Annotated in this window: 21 protein-coding genes; 7 read left to right on the plus strand and 14 right to left on the minus strand. The window is 43.2% G+C overall.

Annotated elements, in window-relative coordinates:
• The first annotated feature begins 23 nt into the window (after positions 1–23).
• Together LEPTO7376_RS27755 and LEPTO7376_RS16575 are read left to right on the plus strand one after the other, a co-directional pair.
• Positions 24–236, plus strand: a complete 213-nt coding sequence (locus LEPTO7376_RS27755) for a hypothetical protein (protein ID WP_225901115.1) — start codon at positions 24–26, stop codon at positions 234–236.
• A gap of 53 nt (positions 237–289) precedes the next feature.
• Positions 290–805, plus strand: a complete 516-nt coding sequence (locus LEPTO7376_RS16575; RefSeq protein ID WP_225901116.1) for an ATP-grasp domain-containing protein — start codon at positions 290–292, stop codon at positions 803–805.
• 49 nt (positions 806–854) lie between these two features.
• On the opposite strand, the gene LEPTO7376_RS23790 is transcribed toward LEPTO7376_RS16575, so the two are convergent.
• Positions 855–1,706: a hypothetical protein gene (locus tag LEPTO7376_RS23790; protein WP_015135296.1), complete on the minus strand. Its 852-nt coding sequence runs from the start codon at positions 1,704–1,706 to the stop codon at positions 855–857.
• A 152-nt stretch (positions 1,707–1,858) separates the two neighbouring features.
• Here LEPTO7376_RS23790 and recJ point away from each other — a divergent pair, with 152 nt between their 5' ends.
• Positions 1,859–3,877, plus strand: coding sequence for a single-stranded-DNA-specific exonuclease RecJ (gene recJ / locus LEPTO7376_RS16585; RefSeq protein WP_015135297.1), 2,019 nt, complete (start codon positions 1,859–1,861; stop codon positions 3,875–3,877).
• A 108-nt stretch (positions 3,878–3,985) separates the two neighbouring features.
• Here the strand turns inward: recJ and psb30 are convergent, their stop codons facing one another.
• The gene (psb30, locus tag LEPTO7376_RS16590; protein WP_015135298.1) at positions 3,986–4,117 is read right to left on the minus strand and encodes a photosystem II reaction center protein Ycf12/Psb30; all 132 of its coding nucleotides are present in this window, start codon (positions 4,115–4,117) and stop codon (positions 3,986–3,988) included.
• 148 nt (positions 4,118–4,265) lie between these two features.
• Between psb30 and LEPTO7376_RS16595 the strand changes: the two genes are divergently transcribed.
• Entirely contained in the window at positions 4,266–4,625 is a 360-nt protein-coding gene (locus tag LEPTO7376_RS16595; RefSeq protein ID WP_015135299.1) for a YkgJ family cysteine cluster protein, read from the plus strand.
• Between the two features lie 82 nt (positions 4,626–4,707).
• Here LEPTO7376_RS16595 and LEPTO7376_RS26960 read toward each other — a convergent pair whose 3' ends face one another.
• The 5 genes from LEPTO7376_RS26960 to LEPTO7376_RS16620 form a co-directional block, all read right to left on the minus strand.
• On the minus strand, positions 4,708–6,900 hold the full coding sequence (locus tag LEPTO7376_RS26960) for a hypothetical protein (RefSeq protein WP_015135300.1): 2,193 nt from the start codon (positions 6,898–6,900) through the stop codon (positions 4,708–4,710).
• A 22-nt stretch (positions 6,901–6,922) separates the two neighbouring features.
• On the minus strand, positions 6,923–7,762 hold the full coding sequence (locus tag LEPTO7376_RS16610; RefSeq protein WP_015135301.1) for a hypothetical protein: 840 nt from the start codon (positions 7,760–7,762) through the stop codon (positions 6,923–6,925).
• Positions 7,763–7,938: 176 nt separating this feature from the next.
• Positions 7,939–8,514 (minus strand): hypothetical protein, encoded by a 576-nt coding sequence (locus LEPTO7376_RS16615; protein ID WP_015135303.1) that lies wholly within the window; start codon positions 8,512–8,514, stop codon positions 7,939–7,941.
• 499 nt (positions 8,515–9,013) lie between these two features.
• The gene (locus LEPTO7376_RS26825; protein ID WP_015135304.1) at positions 9,014–9,151 is read right to left on the minus strand and encodes a hypothetical protein; all 138 of its coding nucleotides are present in this window, start codon (positions 9,149–9,151) and stop codon (positions 9,014–9,016) included.
• Between the two features lie 321 nt (positions 9,152–9,472).
• Positions 9,473–10,288 (minus strand): inositol monophosphatase family protein, encoded by an 816-nt coding sequence (locus LEPTO7376_RS16620; RefSeq protein WP_015135305.1) that lies wholly within the window; start codon positions 10,286–10,288, stop codon positions 9,473–9,475.
• Positions 10,289–10,407: 119 nt separating this feature from the next.
• Between LEPTO7376_RS16620 and LEPTO7376_RS16625 the strand changes: the two genes are divergently transcribed.
• Positions 10,408–11,592 carry an NAD(P)/FAD-dependent oxidoreductase gene (locus LEPTO7376_RS16625; RefSeq protein WP_015135306.1) on the plus strand — a complete coding sequence of 395 codons (1,185 nt, stop codon included), beginning with the start codon at positions 10,408–10,410 and terminating at the stop codon, positions 11,590–11,592.
• A gap of 3 nt (positions 11,593–11,595) precedes the next feature.
• Positions 11,596–12,279 (plus strand): HAD-IA family hydrolase, encoded by a 684-nt coding sequence (locus LEPTO7376_RS16630; RefSeq protein WP_015135307.1) that lies wholly within the window; start codon positions 11,596–11,598, stop codon positions 12,277–12,279.
• Here the strand turns inward: LEPTO7376_RS16630 and crtD are convergent.
• From crtD to LEPTO7376_RS16650, 5 genes are all read right to left on the minus strand, one after another.
• Positions 12,276–13,781: a C-3',4' desaturase CrtD gene (gene crtD, locus LEPTO7376_RS16635; protein WP_015135308.1), complete on the minus strand. Its 1,506-nt coding sequence runs from the start codon at positions 13,779–13,781 to the stop codon at positions 12,276–12,278. The genes LEPTO7376_RS16630 and crtD overlap by 4 nt on opposite strands.
• Positions 13,782–13,862: 81 nt before the next feature.
• Positions 13,863–14,588 carry a tetratricopeptide repeat protein gene (locus LEPTO7376_RS16640; protein ID WP_015135309.1) on the minus strand — a complete coding sequence of 242 codons (726 nt, stop codon included), beginning with the start codon at positions 14,586–14,588 and terminating at the stop codon, positions 13,863–13,865.
• Between the two features lie 140 nt (positions 14,589–14,728).
• Complete coding sequence (locus tag LEPTO7376_RS28430; RefSeq protein WP_264308908.1) at positions 14,729–14,902, minus strand: hypothetical protein; 174 nt, start codon at positions 14,900–14,902, stop codon at positions 14,729–14,731.
• 26 nt (positions 14,903–14,928) lie between these two features.
• Entirely contained in the window at positions 14,929–15,774 is an 846-nt protein-coding gene (locus tag LEPTO7376_RS16645) for an alanine racemase (protein WP_264308909.1), read from the minus strand.
• A 41-nt stretch (positions 15,775–15,815) separates the two neighbouring features.
• Entirely contained in the window at positions 15,816–16,937 is a 1,122-nt protein-coding gene (locus LEPTO7376_RS16650; protein ID WP_015135310.1) for a DUF1611 domain-containing protein, read from the minus strand.
• 636 nt (positions 16,938–17,573) lie between these two features.
• Here LEPTO7376_RS16650 and ffh point away from each other — a divergent pair.
• The gene (gene ffh, locus LEPTO7376_RS16655) at positions 17,574–19,019 is read left to right on the plus strand and encodes a signal recognition particle protein (protein WP_015135311.1); all 1,446 of its coding nucleotides are present in this window, start codon (positions 17,574–17,576) and stop codon (positions 19,017–19,019) included.
• 166 nt (positions 19,020–19,185) lie between these two features.
• Here the strand turns inward: ffh and LEPTO7376_RS24970 are convergent.
• A protein-coding gene (locus tag LEPTO7376_RS24970; RefSeq protein WP_225901104.1) for an IS1 family transposase occupies positions 19,186–19,895 on the minus strand; the annotation gives its coding sequence in 2 pieces (ribosomal slippage) (positions 19,186–19,616 and positions 19,616–19,895; 711 coding nt in all).
• 71 nt (positions 19,896–19,966) lie between these two features.
• Complete coding sequence (locus LEPTO7376_RS16670) at positions 19,967–21,034, minus strand: glycosyltransferase family 4 protein (RefSeq protein WP_015135312.1); 1,068 nt, start codon at positions 21,032–21,034, stop codon at positions 19,967–19,969.
• Positions 21,035–21,070: the final 36 nt, after the last annotated feature.

The raw sequence follows: 21,070 nt of genomic DNA on the forward strand, positions 1-21,070 counted from the left end.
CAATTGGGTGAGGAATGTATTCTATGAGAGTTTTATTTCCTGAGAATCCATTAAATAAGTCTGAAGCAGACGACATCTATCACGAAGAATTTCTCGCGATGCAAGCAGCGGGCTATGACTGTTCTTTGTTTGATTTTGATGCTTTATCTTTTGGTGACTTTGCGCCTCGACCAAAAATTCAAACAGGCGATCGCCTTCTCTATCGAGGTTGGATGTCAAAAACTATGACACTTTAACTCAAAAAATTGAACAAAAAGGAGGAATTCCGATCACTTCCCACACGGAGTATGTGTGTTGTCATCATCTACCCAGTTGGTATGACAAATGCTCAGAATTTACAGCTGAATCCCATTTTTTTGAGGTTGATGAAGACTTAGAAAAAAATGTTGCAGCATTGGGATGGGATGCATATTTCGTCAAAGACTTTGTGAAATCGAATAATGCCAATAAAGGATCTATCGCTCAGTCTCCCGCGCAAGTGCGAGAAATTGTGGAGCAACTAGAACTGTATCGAGGCGAGATTGAAGGAGGCATTAGTATTCGGCGAGTCGAAGAATATCGACCAAACACTGAATGTCGCTATTTTGTTGTGCGAGGAGAAGCCTATTCACCTAATAGAAAAATTCCTGACCTTGTCACTGAAATTAATCATTTAATTGATGCGCCTTTTTATTCGATTGACATCATCGAAAATGCCCAAGGAAAGTTGCGACTTGTTGAGTTGGGAGATGGTCAAGTGTCTAGCCGAAAAAACTGGCCACTGAAGAAATTCATTGAGATGTTGACTGCGATCGCCAAGGTTTAAAGGATAGGCGATCGCCACACTTCCAGTCATTCAGAATAAATTTTGGAGCTTACCAACTGGTTAAAGGCTCTTGCAAAATTTGTTTGTCTCCTTGGGTCACACTTAGGAAACTGCCTTTTGCCGTCTCGAAAATAATGCTGTAAGTATAGTCGCCATTAATCGCTTCAAAATAACTGCCATCTTCTTCGTAATAGGACAACCCTAAACGCAGTTCATCGCCCGTATCTTTACTCACGCCGATATAAGTATGGGGTAAGTCTCCTCCACAAATATTCAGCCAAAAATTCTCTGTCTCAGCAATTACGAAAACACTGTCATTCGGGTCACAAAAAGTATCGGATGCGAGATCTTCGTCCACAAAATCCGTGTCGTTTTCATCTAATGTGCTGAGTAGATCCCAGGGTGGATTTGCTTCGAAATATTCGAGATGATCCGCATATTCATTACAGCCGATAATGCTTAAAAGATTGACTGTAGTTTCCAATTCCTTCACCCTAAAGAACCACGTTTCATCCGCGCTATCGGTAGATCCTTCAATTGTTGTCGTTACGAGTAAATCTAATTCTTCATCTTCAAGAGTGCCGTTAAACTCTAGGAATGCATAGGCAGAATAATCAGCTTCAGCACTATAGTTACTGATGTGTGATTCTCCTGTTACGTTTTGATTGTCATCAATTTCTAAACGGCTCCAAATACTAACGTATCGATCATTGAAGCCGTAGCAAAAAGTACCCGATGGTTCCTTCTTCTGGGAAGTATCAGAGGAATCTTGCTCAGGACTCCTATTGTCAGTATTGCTAACTTGATTTTCAGAACTTGTTGATACTGGGGTGGTCTCTTCGCCACAGCTCACCAATAGCCAAATAAAGCACAAGCCGAAAACAAGCTTTGGGAAACGCATTGCTAATCATCACAATAGTTGTTGATATTCATGCTAGGTCAGCGATCGCCCGTTATTTGAGGAATATCAATGAAATGTAATGGGTCGATCTATGTTTCGTCTTAGGCAATAATATGAGACCGTGATTTTTGAGTAATGTTTTGTGAGGCGAGATGTCTAGACTTCCCCAACAACGGTGGCGTATCGCTGAGAGTCAACCTGAAATCGTTGCAGCTTTGGTTGAGGCAGTGAATGTCAAGCCTTTGGTCGCGCAAGTTCTCGCTAATCGCAATATTCGCACAGCTGAGCAAGCCCAAATTTATATCCAACCCGAAGCCGAACGTCTACCTGCGCCGATGGTGGAGTTTGAGGATCTAGCTCTCAGTGTTGAGTTGCTCCGGGAGGCGATCGCCGAAGAGACGTTGATTGCAATCTGTGGAGATTATGATGCAGATGGCATGACCAGCACGGCGTTGTTGTTGCGGGCATTGCGGCACTTGGGAGCCAACGTCACCTATGCGATTCCGAGTCGAATGAAGGATGGCTATGGCATTAATGAGCGGATTGTCACCGAATTTGCGGAGGAAGGTGTCGGCATTATTTTGACCGTTGACAATGGCATTTCTGCTTACAATCCGGTTGCTGTCGCGCGGGATTTAGGACTGGATGTGATCATTACCGACCACCACGATTTACCCGAAAAATTACCGCCAGCAAACGCAATTCTCAATCCCAAATTAATCCCCACAATGTCACCCTATTATGGTTTGGCGGGGGTTGGCGTTGCCTATGTTTTAGCGGTTTGTTTAGCACAGGCTTTAGGCAAATTAGAAGGGTTAACCTCACAGATTTTAGAGTTATTTACTCTCGGAACAATCGCTGACCTGGCCCCTTTAATAGGGGTAAATCGTCGTTGGTTAAAACGAGGTTTAAGACTATTACCTCAGTCCAATTTGGCGGGTGTGCAAGCTCTGATGCAAATGGCGGGCGTTGATGAGAAACAAAAACAATTGAAACCAGATGATATTGGCTTTCGACTTGGGCCGCGTATTAATGCGGTTGGACGAATCGACGACCCGCAAAAAGTGATTGAACTTTTAATTACGGAAGATGAAGGGATCGCGCTCGAACGGGCAATGCAGTGCGAACAAATTAATAAAGAGCGCCAACAAATGTGCGCCGAAATCGAAGAAGAGGCGATCGCCCTTGTAGAGGAAACGCCTATTGATTATCGAGGCTTGCGAGTTTTAGTGTTGTGTAAAAGTGGCTGGCATCATGGTGTGATTGGCATTGTGGCATCGCGCTTGCTCGAAAGATATGGTGTGCCCGTGTTTATTTGCACCGATGAGGAAGATGGACACCTGCGTGGCTCTGCGCGTGGCATCGAGGAATTTAATATTTTTGATGGGCTAAATTACTGCCAAGATTTGTTGGGAAAATTTGGAGGGCATAAAGCTGCTGGCGGGTTTTCCTTAGAAAAAAAGAATCTCGAAACATTCATCCAAAAGTTAAGTGAATTTGCCCATAAATGCCTTGAGCCAGAACACTTAAAACCTCTCGTTAATATTGATGCTGAAGCAAAATTCACAGATATTACGCCGGATTTTTATCAACAAATCGATAAGCTTCATCCTTGGGGAATCGGTAACCGTGAGCCCATTTTTTGGACGCCAGCGGTCAAAGTATTAGAGCAACGGGCAATCGGCAAAAACCACGTAAAATTTTCCCTTGGACAAACCATCAATAATCAAACATTTTCGATTACGGCGATCGCCTGGCGCTGGGGAGACTATTATCCGTTGCCGCGCGAGATGGACATTGCCTACAAGCTTAAGGAAAATCACTGGAACGATCAGGTTAACCTCGAGCTGGAATTAGTCGGTGCAAGACCAAGCAGCAAAACGAATGCAAATGCTGATATTCCTCAACAGCAAGCGATTCCGCACCTTACGCCACCTGTTGTCAAAACATTATCTAATCCTGCTGAAAAATCATTTGATTACAATAATCGTCTTTATCTTTGTCAGCTCGAAAATCAAGGAAAAATACTCAAGATTTCCAACGATCAAGGCAAAATTTTAACGGTACAAAAAGGCAAACGACAGGGCAAACTTGGTGAGCAAATTGTAGACGTGACCCAGCCACCATTTTTTCAGATGATAAAAAAGGCGATCGCCACTTTAGATGAATAATTTCTGAAGATAAAAACGCACTAATATCAACAAAAAAATAGCGATTAATCCGAAGATCAACCGCTGAGTAATAAATACTTTTTAAAATTGCTTTTCTGAAAAAAAGACTTACATGTCGCCGCCACGAGCAGCCAAAAGAAAGATGATGACGGGGCCAGAAATGAGAATCAGAGCGACGAAAGTCAACTGAAAAATCACTTCAAAGTCAAGGGCACCAAAAAAACCTGTGATAAAATCCATATTTCTCCTATTCCTGAATTGGGCAAAAGACAGGGTAAAAGTGTTTTTCCTAAAAATCATTGTCTATCATACCCTGTTGTCTACGCGTGCTTGTCTGAGAATTGGAGAAAATCAATGAAGTTTTGTAACACAACGGGAATAAAAGGCGATGGCAACTTGGCAATGTATTGAAAACTGTGGAGCTTGTTGTCACCTAGAACCCGGCGATCGCCCCGATTTAGAAGACTATCTCACTCCTGAACAGCTCACTAAATATATGTCGATGGTTGGGGAAGATGGCTGGTGCATTAATTACGATAAAGACAACCGTAAATGCAGCATTTATGAGGAGAGACCTCGTTTTTGCCGCGTTTTGCCCGAAACTTTTGATGAAATGTTTGAAGTGCCCAAAGACGAGTTACAGCAGTTTGCCATTGATTGTTGTGTAGAGCATATCGAAAGTATCTATGGCGACGAAAGCCCGGAAATGGAGCGCTACGTCACTAAGGTTGTGCAAGCCAACACCTAACTTCCATAAGAAACAGCCACTTCCCAATCTGGGAAATAGCTGTAATCTACTGTCTAAAATTTTGATTCGCCGGGTTGATGGTCTATGCGAAAATCAAACCATGGGTAAACAACCAATACAACGCCGCGAATAAACCAATAACACCTAACACACCTAAGATCCGTTCAAGAATGGGTTTGCCTGTGGATAACTCGGTAACAATATCGAAGGTATCGCCATTATCGAAAAGCTTCAGCAATTTGTGGGCTGGCTTTTGGTCTTGAGTGACGAGACTTAAGCCCTGCCAAACATAGTCAAAATTATAGGCATTAGGGCCCGTTTTCACGCCACCAAAATTCTTGAACAACTCCTCTGAAAAATAGGTGGTATCTGTCAATGCTTGGTTATGGAATGCCACCAATTTTTTCTCAGGTTTAGACACAGAAAAATAGATGGCTTTGGTATTGCCTTTAATCTGATCATAGCTCGTACTATCAGAGAATAAAGTTGTTTTGACCCAAGCCTTTGGACGCACAATGCGATCACTCTCTCCATGCAAAATTCCCACAGGAGTACCTTCTAGGTATTCGCCAGTATCAGCAATTTTTACTGGGGATTCAAGGAAAGGAATATTAAAGATTTTTAAGAAAGGCACGATAAAGCCAGGAACGCCCATTTCTGTGCTGGGAGAGGGATCCGCCGTGACAATCTGTTTAGCCTGAAAGCGTTTAATAAAGTCTAGATAGGGATGGTTTTGGGTTTCCTTGAGATTTCTCTCATAGAAATAAGGCCAACTGAGCGCCAATAAGCCACCCAAGGAATGACCAAATACATAAAAGTCAAAATCGGCTTGTAGATCAGAATATTCTTCACTGAGTTTTTTGCAGGCGATCGCGGTCAAATCAAAAGCTTGATCTCCCCATTGTTGTGGCGAATAAGCTAAACTCACTGCGACTGTTGTGACTAACTTAACAAAATTATCCCCTAATTTTTTGTTGACCAGCGAAACGGTTAGTCGAATCGCCAAAATAATTAAGGTTAAAGAGATGGAAACCCGCACATATTTTAAAGTGCTAGGCTCGATTAGCTTGCGGGCGATCACCTTAGTCTTACTATTAGAACTAGATTTTTTTACACTTTTGAAAATATCTCCCAAATCCAATTTTTCATCCTTAGCTTTGGCGATCGCCTTCTTTAGAAGTTCAAACAAAGATGTAAGGGGCGAAGTTTCGTCGAAGCCTTCTGGAGTTGCATCGAGTTCGTCGCTATAGGTGCTGACCTGAAAGTCAGGGAACAGGACATAACAACCTTCTTTCGCTGCCAATTCGGCCAAGTGAATTTGATAAAACCGAGGCAAACCCAGAGCAAAACCATGCAAATAGGCAATGACTTTTAACTTGCCCTCACTATTTTTCTGGGGTGTTTTGGGCACATAAGCTTGAATAAAATCACCATCTTTATGATTACCTGCTTGATAAAGATAAAAGTCAGCCTCTTCTACAGAGATAGGTTGTACTTTATATTTGTCATCTTCTTGAATTAGCTGATAGGGCTTCTTCTCTTCCTCCCAAACAAAATCTTGAAAGGGATCAGTCTCTGGCTCAGTAGCCTTTTCATCCCGTACTTGAATAAATTGTTCGGTTAGCAATAAGCTCAAAGCCATAATGGTTTCCGCGGCACTGCCCGGCAAAGTTCCCCCTGCAGTAATGGCATTGCCGATAAAAGCAATTAATGTACCGACAAACAGGATTGACCATTTCATCCGAATCCAAACACCAATGGCGATCACCAACATAAAGACATTGACAGCAATGGTTACCAAAGGCGGCCCACTGAGATTTGCGGCGGTGTAGCGCAACATCCCCAGATAATGGGTGGGCTCTAGTTCCAGCCCAACATAATTAATCGACACATCAGCAATCGCCAATCCGACTGCCACAATCCAAGATAAAACTCGCGTGAATTTATTAGCCCAGCGTGCCCCAGCTTCATGGGCAATTTCCACACCGACCACAATGAAGAAAGGCACAATGAGGTAATGAAACAGGAAGCGAAACATACTCAATCGTTCGAGAATATTCCCTTCGCCAATAGCCCAACCCGCACCCAAGACAAAATTGTCAAAGCTTAAACTCACCAGCAAAACAGGTAAGACGAGGGTTCCCAAGCTATCTGCCTTTTTATTCAAGCGAATAGACCATCCAATCAGAAACCAATCAATGGTTGCTAAACCCAGATGGGCAATCGGATAAAGCCAAAAAAGAGTTTTTTTAAGGAAAGAAGTCAAAATTTTCATAACTATAATGAGCTAAAACTCCCTAATTTGCTTCGCTTTCAGGCTTAAAGTTGGCAATACCTTTGTCATAAACCAACCAAGTAAAGACCGCGACCCCAGCCAAGGTTCCTGCTAAGTCATGCAAAATATGAAAAAAGGCATTGTAGACCACCTGAGGATCACTACAAGGATCCCCACCATATTTATCCAACAACATAATAAAAGTGAGATTTACACCCACGGAAAGCAAGGGTACAAATACAATTTTCCAATCTTTCAGTAGTTTGTAACCTCGGTATGTAAGCACAGCAAAAACTAAGGTCATCAAGATATAAATAGGAATTTTGCAACTGTCATTACCAACCTTGGCCCCCATAGGATAAAGAATTGAAACGGCTAATAAACCAAGGGCAAAAACAGCATTAGAAATTCTTGTTAATACTGTTTCCTGTTCTACTAAGCCTCCAGCCCACAAGGCAAAAGCTGAGATCAGAAAAAAGTAGAACATAAAGTTCAACATCGTGAAATCATTGGCATAATACCAACCTTGGGTCACATGCCAGCCAATTTCACCTGCGATCGCCACCATTACGAATCCCAATCCCAATTGTGATGCGAAAATACTTTTTGAAGGGACTTGCAGATTTTTTAATCCTTCATAAAAAATACGCATTGCGACAGGAATTAATGCAAAAGTTAATATATGGGTCGAAACCAAACCATATTTCCAGATCCCAGTAATCTCTGCGGCATTAGGACAGGTATCAGCAATACTCGGTAAGCTAGTCAAAATATAGCCAAAACCTACCAAACCGATAGCAAAACATAGGGCAATAAATCCAAAATCTGGTGTAAAAATCCGCTTATCTGCTGAATCACTCATGTCTTTTCCAAGGTCAAAATATAGAAAAAGAGAAGTAGAGTTTGAAAGTAATAAATCTTTCTCTGTCTAACTTCTCCTTTAAAGTTCAAATTTAGTTTTGCAATTAGTTCAGTCGATAAAAGCATTTCAGAATGCTCAAATTATTTAGTTAACGAACAGTTAGCAATATTTGATTTTTATAGTCCATATAAGTCTTGAACACTCTTGACTGTGCTGTCTTCAGCAGTTCCATACACTTTCTTGTATTGGTCAGAATAGGTGTCGTTTAATGTTACTGATAAGTTGATTTCAGAACCAGGATTAGACTTGGAAGCAAAACCACTACCACTCGCTTGATAAACAGTGAAACCAGGCTCTAATACCGCAGGGCCACCACAAATAAGTGTGAGGTCATCACCAGTTTTTACTTTCGCATTCACACAACCAAATTCAGTACTTACTGGCGGCTTGAGGGCTTTGGGATTGGATTTCTGAACAGCATCACTGCGTGTAATGTTAATGCTGTTAATCGTGCCAGTTGTATCCTTTGGACTTAAGGAAATGACGACAGAACGAATTACTTTTGTACAACCAAAATCAATAGGGGGAGTTGCAACTTTAAAGTCACCACTAGCCGGGATCTTAATCGATTTAACAAGATTTGTGACTGGTGGACAACCAGAATCAGCTAGAGCGGTGGGAGTCGGTGGAACAAAAGCAAATACAGTGAAGGCGAGAGCAAAGGAAAGAAATAGATTAGTCAGCTTTTTCATAGATTTGTTGAGTGACGATTGTCACACGCAAAATGTAAATTAATTAAGTTCTCGATGCTATGCATAATCGAATAGAATCTTAATTTTCTGTTAGTGTATCTACATGTATTTATTGATGAAGTTCCGAGTATTTCGAAGACACTAAAAGTGCGTCGTCAGAGCCTCATATTGCCCAAGCTTTTTATGGCTTTTGAGTTATGCAGACATAAGTACACTATCTATGATTTCTTGGGATTTCCGTGACAGTGATCACCTTGGTTGGTGTCGTCAGAACAAATTGTTGGTGACCTAGACTATTTACTTTCAAAAGCTTTTGTGAATGAAAAATAGCTTTTCCTATTGTTTGGGTATTGAAATTATTTTATGTGGCATCTTTTTGAAACAAAGAAAAAGAGTACCAGCCCAAGGACTCTGATACTCAGTCATAAACCTAAATTTTGTTCAACTGCAATGCTTGTGTTAAATCAAATCAAATCTGGATTTCTCCAGCGGCATTCATTTATTCGAGATAGTTTGCGTAAGGTTCGCCTTCAAAGGGTTGTGTACCGATTTCAGGGACTGGCTCTTCATTTGGTGCAAAAATTCCGCCGATCGCCTGCGATATGTAGCTGATGATATTTTCTAAAAGCTTACTCATCTGGAATACCTCTATAGATTAATTTCTAGGGACGAGTTACTCAGTCGTAAAGAGAAAAATATGTTGGCTTTGGCACAATCGCCCCTTCAAATCGTATTGAGACAAGCGATGTAACTTCTTTTAAAGGTTTTACTCTCTTGACCTAGTGGTTTCACCTCGTGTGAGCTCCTCTCTATTATCAGTGAGCTAGATTCTCCAAAGGGTTTGCAGTAGTGTTTCTTGAAATAGCTTTAGGTTCAAAACAATAGACGCTAGTGCAGACCCCTCAGAGTATTGCGAACCATTAAAAGCAAAAATATTGATGAGGAAATCCAAGAATTTCTACTGATTTACAGCAAAGCGTTGTAAGGCATCAATGAGTTGTGGACTGAGATGAGTATTACTTCCTAGGGTGAAGCGAGAATTGAGGTTATGAGTCGAACCGTCATAATCAAAAACTCGACCACCAGCTTCGCTAACGAGCAATTTCCCGGCTTGCACATCCCAAGGTTTATTGGAGAGTGTAATGCTTAAATCCAAACGACCTGCTGCCAACCACGCTAACTGTAAAGCCGCTGAGCCGAGCATTCTGATCCGCAGACAATGTCCAGCATAATGCTGCAATAAGTTATGGGTTAATTTGTGTTTGACGATCGCCTGTTTGCCTGTAGAAAAATCACCTAAGCCAATAATTGCGTCTTTGATATTGTGTGTCTGTGAAATTTTGAGAGGTGAGCCATTTAGGGTTGCGCCGTGATCTTTAATTGCTTCGTATCGTTCTCGAAGGTTGGGGAAAGAAATCCCGGCGGCGATCGCCTGAGAATTCACAATGAGCGCAATAGTGATACCAAATAAAGGTAGTTGGCGGGAGAAATTCACCGTGCCATCAATAGGGTCGATTATCCAAAAATTTGGTGGTAAAGTTGCGTCTTTTATAAAAGATTCTTCGCCTAAAACTGGAATGTCTGGCGTTAACTTCGTGAGCAATGTCTGCAACTGTCGTTCAATATTGTGGTCTGTATCGAGAGCAAAATCCCTTATTCCCTTTTTAAAATATTGGTGTTCGGTGGCGATCGCCTGGGTTGCGAGTTCATCAGCGAGGTCTAAAGCTTGACGGATGCAGTTACGGTAATGCTCTGAGGAATAATTTGGGGTCATGGATAGTCATGTCGAAACGAAATGAATGTTGAGCATAGTGATGGGCGATCGCCAGCTGGACACCACCCTGCTAGAGAAATTAAGGCACAATAAATAGGAATTAAAAAAAGCCCTGTTTCATGAGCCAAAAGCACATCGTTATTATCGGCGGCGGTTTTGCCGGATTGTACACAGCCCTACGTCTGGTGGAATTTCCATGGGAAGATGCGACTTGCCCTGAGATTACCCTAATCGATCGCCAAGATCATTTTGTGTTTAGCCCATTGCTCTATGAATTAATTACTGAGGAAATGGAACCTTGGGAAGTGGCGCCTCGTTATACAAAACTGCTCGAAAATAGCTCGATTCAATATCGGCAAACGCAAGTGACAAGTGTTGATGTGGCAGCGCGGACTGTCATTTGCAATGAACAGGAGCCAATCTCGTATGACTATCTCGTGATTGCGGCGGGTGGCACGACAAAAACCCTTGATATTCCCGGTCTCAAAGAAAATGCGATTCCGTTCAAATCATTAGATGATGCGCTGCGACTAAAGGATAAATTACGGTTACTCGAAAACTCTGAGGCGGAAAAAATTCGGATTGCAGTAGTAGGCGGTGGTTATAGTGGCGTCGAATTAGCATGCAAATTAGCTGACCGATTGGGCGATCGCGGCCGTTTAAGACTCATTGATCGTGGTAAAGAAATTCTTGATAATGCGCCAAAATTCAATCAAACAGCAGCGAAAGAAGCCCTTGAAGCTAAAAAGATTTGGGTGGACTACGAAACCAAGGTTGTGGGTTTAACGCCTGAAACCATTAGTCTCGAATACAAAGATCAAGTGGATGAGATTCCCGTTGATCTCGTGATGTGGACAGTGGGGAATGCGATCGCCCCTTGGGTTGAAGCACTTGATTTACCCCATGCGGAAAATGGTCGCCTCGAAATTTCCGAAAAATTGCAAGTGAATGATCATCCCAATATTTTCGCCCTTGGGGATGTCGCCCAGTTTGATCAAGACTTACCGATGACAGCACAGGTGGCGATCCAACAAGCTGATGTGTGCGCTTGGAATTTGCGATCACTAATTGAAGAAAAACCGTTACTCTCTTTCAATTTTTATGATCTCGGTGAAATGCTTACTCTCGGCGAAGATAATGCCACCCTGAGCGGATTAGGCATTGAATTAGATGGAAATTTAGCACATATTGCCCGGCGACTCGTATATTTATATCGGCTACCCACTTGGCAACATCAGCTCAATGTTGGGCTAAATTGGATGGTGCAACCAGTGGTAAAGTTTTTGGCAAATCAGGATGCGTAAAAGATGAAGCAGCAAAAGCCTAAGGTTATTTTTTTCGACGCGGTAGGTACCTTATTCGGCGTCAAAGAGGGTGTTGGTAAAACCTATGCCAAAATTGCGAAAAAAAATAATGTTGATACAGATCCAGATGTTCTCGAAAAGGCTTTTCGTGCCGCATTTAAACGCTCAAGACCGCCTATTTTTCCGGGGGTAGACTCTTTCCAAATTCCCGAAAAAGAGTTTCAGTGGTGGGAGGCGATCGCCAGAGATACTTTTACTGAAGCGGGTGTGATTGATCAATTCGAAGATTTTTCTGGCTTTTTTACTCAGCTCTATGCCCATTTTGCGACCCCAGATCCTTGGTTTGTTTTTCAGGATGTGATGCCATCCATTAAAAGTTGGCATAAGCAAGGCATCGAACTGGGTCTTGTGTCTAATTTTGATTCGCGTCTATTTGCAATTGTCGAACTGCTCGACATGAAACAGTATTTTAGTAGCATTACGATTTCATCGGTGGTTGGCGCTGCTAAGCCCGATAGCAAAATGTTTTTGTCTGCCCTCGATAAGCACAACTGTTTACCGAGTCAAGCTTGGCACATCGGTGACAGTGAGCTTGAAGATTATGATGGTGCGACAAAAATTGGAATGAAAGCGTTTCTTTTAGAGCGATCGCCCGAACAACGTTTTCCTTATAGTCGCCAATATTAATTCCTGTCGGCTTGCTCAATTTGTCGCACTGCGGTTAAAGCTGAATAAGTTACTCCGGCTGTCCCCTCACCTGGATGCACCGAATCTCCCACCAACCAAACATTTTTGAAAGGGGTACGCGTGGCTAATCCAAAAGGTGCGAAAGTTGAAACCCGTTGACCTACGCCACCAACATAGCCTTTTTCTCGCGCGGTGAAGTGGGCAAATGTTCGAGGCGTGCCGGCTTCCTGCACCACAATGTTTTCTGGCGATAAATCGAAATAGGAACTCAAATTGGCGATCGCCTCGTTTGTAAATCGCTCCTTTCGTTCTTCATAACCTTCCCCAAACCAAAGCTCAGCTTCCACAAAAGATGACGCGATAATCGTGGCATGACCCTCTGGCGCACGGCCATCATTGGGTTTACTGACCGAGACAAATAACGAATTATTCTCGCCAATTTCTTTAGTTGGGTCGTAGAGAAATTGTAGGTGAGGCGGACAATTTTCTGGAATAGCCTCACGCTTCACGCCAAGATAAACAACAAATGCACCGGATGGTTTGTCTAAATTTTCAATACGTTTTTGATAACTCTCACTAAAAACGGAACTCGGGGGATTTTCGACTAACTTTTTGAGATCCTGAACCGTTGTATTCGCCACCACATGGTCAAAAGATTGTTCGAAAATCTCTGTTTTTCGCTGATTGAAAAGAGTAATTTTTGTTTGGGCATTACCAAGTGTAATTTCCTTCACTCGATGCCGCATCAATAGTTTGCCGCCATGTTTTTCAAGGGCTTCGATTAGGCGATCACTCAGAACTTGCATACTACTCTGAAGGTGAAATAAACCTTGGGGTGTTTGAGAGACTGCTAGGGCTGTCGCGCCATAAAGCAGTGCTGTTTCTGAAGTATCAACTTGCGAATAAAGCTTGAGTTGTAAATCCAGAAATGTTTTCAGGCGCTTATCCGATACCACACCACATAATTTCAATGCATCTAAAACTGTCATCAAGGTAAACGGCACAGTCACCAAGGTATCCAACCGTAATGCTTGCAATAATTTCAACACATCCCAAGGATTGCGGGGTGGCACAACAGGATCGCGGGATTGAAACTTCCAACTGGCATCAAACAATGTCTGCAATAATGCCCAAAACTTTTCGCTGCCGGGAAATTGACGCAATCTTTCCTCATGCCATTTCTGGCGATCGCGCCACACATTGATTGGTTCAGATTCACCCGGTAAAAACACAGCACAAGCCGGATCACAGAATGTCGCTTCCGGTAAATCCACTCCTAATTCCGAGAAAATTCTGTGATGGATGCCGCCCTCTTCTAGTCCGGCTACCTGAGTTGCCCCCACATCAAACGTAAATCCCCGCCGCTTAAAGGTCGATGCGCATCCTCCGGCGATCGCCGCCTGCTCATAAACAGTCACGTCATAACCACGCTTGGCCAGTAATGCCCCAGCGGTCAACCCACCAATCCCTGCACCGATTACCGCGACTGTTTGCCCTGCCATGAAAATACTCGTTACATTTCGTTACCTTTTAGGTATAACCCAAAATGAACGGCAAAATCAGCGCCGGAAAACCGAAGGCTATTAGGGCTGGAGATTTTTTCGTGCTTCTTCGATATATTCGACAGGTTCTGTCAGGGTGGGATGAAATTCTAGGGCTTTCTCAAATGCGGCGATCGCCTCTTCCCATTCTTCATATTGCATAAAAACCAATCCCAAACCTTGATAGGCAAAAGGTTGTTGAGGATCGATGCTGAGTGCCTTTTCGTAGGCAACCTCGGCATTGTGCCATTGCTTAAGGGTGCTGAGCGTATCCCCCAATCGGACGTATGCATAGGCGGTGCCATCTTCATACCCTAAATACTCTTCACCTAAGGGACGAAAGGCATCGAGAGCCGCATAGTACTGTCCATGAACGACCAGATGATAGCCAATTGCATCATATTCAGAGCCGTCTAGAATTACTGGGCTGGATAGGGCAAAGTTATAAAACTCAAATGCTTCTTGCCATTGCCATTTTTGTCTTAATACTTCTCCAAGGGGCAATGTGACTTTGCAGAGAGGACAGCCCAAATCATCCTTTTGCTCCAAAGTCATCTGATGCATTAGGGCTGTGGCTTCTTCCCATCGGTCTTCGCAGGTCAGTCGGTTAACTTCTTGCCATTGCAAAGTGGTTTCATCGAAAAGAATACCTGCTGGTTCATTGGCACAGTTCTGATCTGATGATTCTTGAGCTTGTACTGTAGGTATCCAGACGAAGTAGCTCAATCCACTCACCAAAGCACTCAAGATAATCGATGTCTTTTTCATACAAAATGCCCTTGTTGAGAAATGAGCTATGAATATATTTTAGCTCTGACAATTTGATTTACTGGTATTGATAAGGAGGGCGATCGCCTGTCTATATCTCCAAACTACAATCTTTGTAGCGAACTAGAATAATTAGCCATTCAACCATCCATAAACTGCTTACGTATAAATGGAGAAGTCATCGCCTTAAGTAGACTGCCATAATTGAGGCTAAAATTCACGGCATCCCCAACTTGTAAATTGTGTTCTTCACTATCAATAATTAGATGATCGCTGCTAGAACCCAAGATTTCTAAGCGGCTATCTAAGCTCAAACCAGAGACTAAAGTGTCTTGTCTTCCTAATGCAATGATCGATCTTTGATGTATACCTTGATCTTGAAAAGTTGGTACGTTGCCAAAAGCATCTCTGCAAATTTCACCAAAGGGCAAAGATGGCTTTTTTTTGATTCGATCACCTCAGCCACCAGCTGAAAAGCTTTAGTCTGTAAGCCTGGAATCACATTGCCATAAACTGTTTCGCAACCTAATAAAATAGATTCGCCCAAACGCAGGTTATTAATTCTCCCTACATCTTGAGTCTCTTTATACCACTCATAGTTGGCGGAGTTTCCCCCTGAAATAATGCTTAAATTAATCTGAAATTCCTTTTCGAGTAGCTCAACTTGTTCTGATAGCCCATGCATATTTTGATCGTCTGGTTTAATGCCGCCATAGCAAGCCAAATTACAACCAATCCCCACAATTTTGATATGGCTTAACGTTAAAATTTCTCTGATAAATTTGGCTAGATCACAAGGCAGTATCCCTTCGCGGCGATCGCCCAACTCTACCATTAAAATTATCTGGTGAATCTTATTGTTTAAACCCGCATAATAGGCGATTTTTCTAATCGTTTCTAGCTCAGAATTTAGACTAATATCGACAATTTCAACAATCAATTCTGCCTGACTGGGAGCCGTACGCAACAGCACAAAATCAGTCGATATACCCGCAGCCTTCATTTTTTGAATATTTTCAAGGCGAGAGTCAGCAATAAATTTAACCCCCCCTTGAATCATCGCTTCGATAATAGCGGGTTCCCCAAGGACAGCCTTAGAAACGCCCATAATGGAAATACCCTGTGCCCCATAAAGATCTGCCAGAATCCGAGTATTATCCCGTATTTTGGATAGATCTATTTCCATCCTCGGCATAAATGGTTGCATTTATTTGTTAGACAAATAGTCTACGCTTTTGCTAAAACACGTGTCTCTGGGAAATTTTCTGGCTTAATCTTTTGACTGAGTTTAGGGAAGTGAACGGCCAATGCTTGAATCAGTTTTTTGCATCCGTAGCTCAATACATCCGTCGTCGGCAGGTTCAGCTGAGTCTCATATTGCTGGATCGTGCTCAAAATTTCTTCAATTGCCAGATTTTCATGACTTAAGGCGATCGCCAAAACCCTAGCACTAGAAATTGTCTCAATCAGCTGAATTTCGCTTTCAATAGTCGGCATCAATAAAGCCGGAAAATCACATCGAAACTCCCTAGCTGGTGGATGTTGCAGAATAATTCCATCCGGCATACTACCTTTCAAAATACCCAGAGAACTCATGAAAGCAGGGTGACTTACAGCACTTTGACCCTCGACCAAAATGATGTCTGGCTTTTCTTGCTCGAATGCCTGAATCACAGCATTTTCGATTTCACCGATTACAAACTGCGAAATTAGAGCGTCAATCGAAGCACCATAAATCGCTCCCTGCATCAGACTAGTCTGGCCCGTGGCGACGAACACGGACTTGATCCCAAGCCTATTTAAAGCATTATTTAGCTCGACTGCGGTGGTCATTTTGCCACAAGCACAATCGGTTCCTAATATAGCGATGACTGGCACAGTAATTTCATAGATTCGCCCTGAAAAAACATGCAGATCTTTCACATTTGGTGATTTTCTGATGTCTTTAATTTGGACATTATTTTGGACAGCAGCGGCAACAAATTCTTGATCTTCAGAGAAAAATTCGTGGAGGCCATTAATTATATTCATACCATGTTCCATGGCTTCTAAAATCAAAAGTCTCTCGTCACTGGGAATGCAAACATCTAAAGGAGCTTTGCCATAAATATAGCAGTGAGGAGTTTCTGACAGATGAGCTAAGGCGTCCTGAAAATCGGAAAAAATGGGAATATCACTTATTGCTTCGCCTAGGATTTCGCCTGCATCATTACCTGCTGACAAGCTATCAATCACACCAACAATTGTATAAAGCTCTGAGTGTCGAACCAAGGCAGCTGCTGTTTTTCCGTCTACTAAACCGAATTGATCTTGGCAGTAAATCAATGCCGTTTTTTTCGTGATTGTCATCAAGTAATCTGCTCTTTAATAAATTATCACAAAAAATTCTTGAAAAGCTATTTTGAAATCATCTCTCCTTTCTAAAACTTAATATTCTCAAGCATAAAAATATATATTATGTATTGAGATCTGATCTTTTTTATTATTTAGGATTTAATGAGAAAAAATAATCATTCCTGTATAATCAGGCAGTTCTTAAGAGTAATTAGAATTCAAAAAATACCTTCATTAACAAAGCAAAAAATATTATTTCTTGTCAGGATTTAATATTGGCGTAATTAGATTGTAACGTAGAATACTTTTGGATGTTGTACTATCCAAAAAAATCACCCTAAAGTGGCATGTCAATTATTAGTAAATATAGTTTTTTCTCGATAATTCACCCTGACAATGGTATAAAGTTGTCTGAAAATATATTGCGTTGAAAAACAGATGGAATCAAGAGTGATCGCCGCCTGGTTTTGTAGGATTACCCTAAAGCCATCCTTTACCAACAAAACTTTAGTGTTAAGTGACTAATCCCTGTGCGAAATTTCCCGCCTCTTGACAAAAAAGCCTCACCCATAGATAAAGAGAGATTGCCGAACATGCCAGAGTCCGAGACTTGGTAAAGTAATTAGCAGCCACCGAAAGTAGACAAGATTTATGTTTGACGCACTAGCAGAACGCTTAGAAGACGCCTGGAAATCCCTGCGAGGGCAGGACAAGATCAGTGAATCTAATGTTAAAGATGCCCTAAAGGAAGTGCGCCGTGCTCTGTTGGAAGCCGATGTGAACTTGCAGGTGGTGAAAGGTTTTATTGGGGATGTCGAGAAAGCAGCCCTCGGTGCAGACGTTATTTCGGGTGTGAATCCCGGTCAGCAGTTCATCAAAATCGTTAACGATGAGCTGATCAAAATTATGGGGGAAAGCAATGCTCCCCTCGCCGAAGCAGAAAATAAACCGACCGTTATTTTGATGGCAGGTTTGCAGGGTACAGGTAAAACTACTGCAACCGCGAAACTCTCCCTTTTCCTCCGCAAACAAGAAAAGACAACCTTAATGGTTGCAACCGACGTCTATCGTCCGGCGGCGATTGATCAGTTAAAAACCCTTGGTGCCCAGATTGATGTACCTGTATTCGACCTCGGTAGCGATGCAAACCCCGTTGAAATTGCCCGCCAAGGTATCGAGAAAGGTAAAGAATTAGGCGTTGATTACGTCATCGTGGATACGGCCGGTCGCTTACAGATCGATGCCGACATGATGGGCGAGCTGAAGCAAATCAAAGACACCATTCAGCCCGACGATACCCTGCTTGTTGTCGACGCGATGACAGGCCAAGAGGCTGCAAGCTTAACCCGGACATTCCATACAGAGATTGGCGTAACTGGTGCGATCCTCACCAAAATGGATGGCGATACCCGTGGTGGTGCGGCGCTGTCTGTCCGAACCATTTCTGGCCAGCCTATTAAATTTATTGGTGTTGGTGAAAAGGTCGAAGCCCTCGATCCGTTCTATCCCGACCGGATGGCCTCCCGAATCCTCAATATGGGTGATGTCTTAACCCTCGTTGAGAAAGCTCAGGAAGCAATTGACCTCTCTGATGTAGAGGAAATGCAGTCCAAGCTTCTCGAAGCTCGGTTTGACTTTGACGACTTCGTTAAACAGATGCGCCTGTTGAAAAATATGGGTTCGCTGGGTGGCTTGATGAAGCTTATTCCCGGGATGGGAAGTAAACTCGACAGCGGCATGTTGGAGCAGGGTGAAGCACAACTTAAGCGCGTAGAAATCATGATTAATTCCATGACGAAAGAGGAGCGCAAAAATCCAGATTTATTAGCTCAAACACCAAAGCGTCGCACCCGTATTGCGAAAGGTTCTGGAATGTCTGATAAGGATGTATCCAAATTGATCACAGACTTCACTCGGATGCGTAAAATGATGCAGCAGATGGGTCAAGGTGGCGGCATGCCTGGTATGGGTGGCATGGGTGATATGTTCGGCGGCGGAATGCCTGGAATGCCCGGGATGGGTGGTCGCCCTGGACGTGGCGGTGGTCGTAAGAAAAAGAAAAAAAATAAGAAGAAAAAAGGCTTTGGTGATCTCTAGAGAATGATTCTTCACAACCACAAGATAAAACATTCACCAGAATTGAGACATTTAGTATTTCTGTGTTCTGGTGAGGTTTTGCTAGTCAAACATGCAGGATACTGGTGATCGCTCCAAGATATTTATCCTGACTATATGGCTTCCGGTAGTGATGCACAAGTAATGGTCATAACTGAAGAGAGAGATTATAGTGTCTGAGAAAATAGACCACTGCTCCAATGTGGTTTTCCCACTTCTTCGAGAAGGAAAGTGCCTGACGGACTAAGCGGGACGTTCTCTGACGTAGAGTGTTGTTGAATCTCTCAATATGATTTGTTTGTCCAGTCTCCTTGCCCACAACTCGATGACGTTTACTCGGTAAGACACAGCCATAGGCATCCCAATAATCGGTGTAGACCAGCGCACACTGACGATACACAGGAGGCAGAGAATCCCATAATTGTTTCGCAGTCTTTTGACTACGGTCTCCGATGGCATATCCCACCACCTCTCGGGTGTCTCGGTCAAGAGCCAGCCAAATCCATGCTTTCTCACCTTTACTACCGACAAAAGACCACAATTCATCCATTTCGATGGTCAGTTGCCCTCTTTTTTTTGAGTCACAGGTAACTCGTGAGGCACAGTCTCTAATTTGGCATTGACATAGTACTGTAGCCAGCGCAGAGAGACCCCTGTGGCACGAGTGATACCAGCGAGAGAGAGACGTTCTAATAGGAGACGGTCAATCAATTGACGAGTGTCAGTTGCAATGGGAGGGTGGGCAGGATGTTCCACAAACTGGCGACCACATTCATGGCAACGATAGCGCTGCTTTCCCGAATGGGTGTGACCATATTTAATGGTGCTGGGAGACTGACATTGAGGGCAAGTGAGCACGGTGAGACTTGACGTTTAATCTTGCCCCTATTCTTCCACAACCATTACTAGTGCACCACTACCCGTCATCGTTATTTTTGAGGATTGGGGATATCCCGCACGCGCCAAAATTGCCAGCCAATCATCCCCAGCAAACCGGAAGATACCGCCACCACAATTAATCCTTGGGACAATCCGGCGATCGCCAACGCAAAACTCCCAGACCAGAGGGTGAGGGCATAGATAAATACGACGGCGGTTCTCTGGGAAAATCCAGCTTTTAATAATTTGTGGTGTAGGTGACGCTTATCGGGTTTAAACGGCGACACACCATCTCCTAAACGCGTGAAAACCACCACAGTCATATCGATGAGCGGCACGAGCAAAATAATGTAGGGCAACATCACCGCTGTCGCTTTCGGTTCGCCGGACAACCCGAAAATGGCGAGGCCAGACAAAATAAAACCAATAAAATTGGAGCCGCCATCCCCCATAAATAATTGTGCTGGATTGAAGTTGTACCTCAGGAATCCCACTGCCGCACCCGCAAGGGCGATCGCCACAATCGCCACCGCAGGTTGACCGACGACGACCATCACCACAAACAACAAAATGCTGGTGATACTTGTTACGCCAGCCGCCAACCCATCCAGACCGTCGATCCAGTTAATCGCATTCACCATACCCACGAGCCAAATTAGCGTAAAAGGCAAACTCAGCAACCCCACCGAAAATGCGCCCACAAATGGCAACGCTAAATAGTCGATCCGTACGCCGAAATACCAGGCGATCGCCGCGACAAAAAATTGCAAAATCAACCTTGAAATTGCACTTAGCTCAAACACATCATCTAATAGGCCAAACGCAAAAAAGGCGATCGCCCCGCAGAGCAACGCCAGTAATGATCCACCTTCCGTGATTTCAAATCCCGATTGCCACAGTCCCCCGGCGATCGCTGTCATCGTACCCAGAAAAATCGCGATGCCCCCCAATCGCACCATGGGTTGACTATGCACCTTTCGCTCATCCGGTTGATCAAAAAGACCATTCTTTAGCCCAAGAGATTTCACAATGGGCGTGAGTACTAGAACGATAGTCAAGGAAACAAGAAAAATACTGGGATAGAGAAATTCCGTTGGCATTGGCTCGTAAGCGGTCATAAAGATCGAGTTAAGCAAAGAAAAAGCTTAGGCTTA

The sequence above is a fragment of the [Leptolyngbya] sp. PCC 7376 genome, from assembly GCF_000316605.1.
In the GTDB taxonomy this organism is placed as follows: Bacteria; Cyanobacteriota; Cyanobacteriia; order Cyanobacteriales; family MRBY01; genus MRBY01.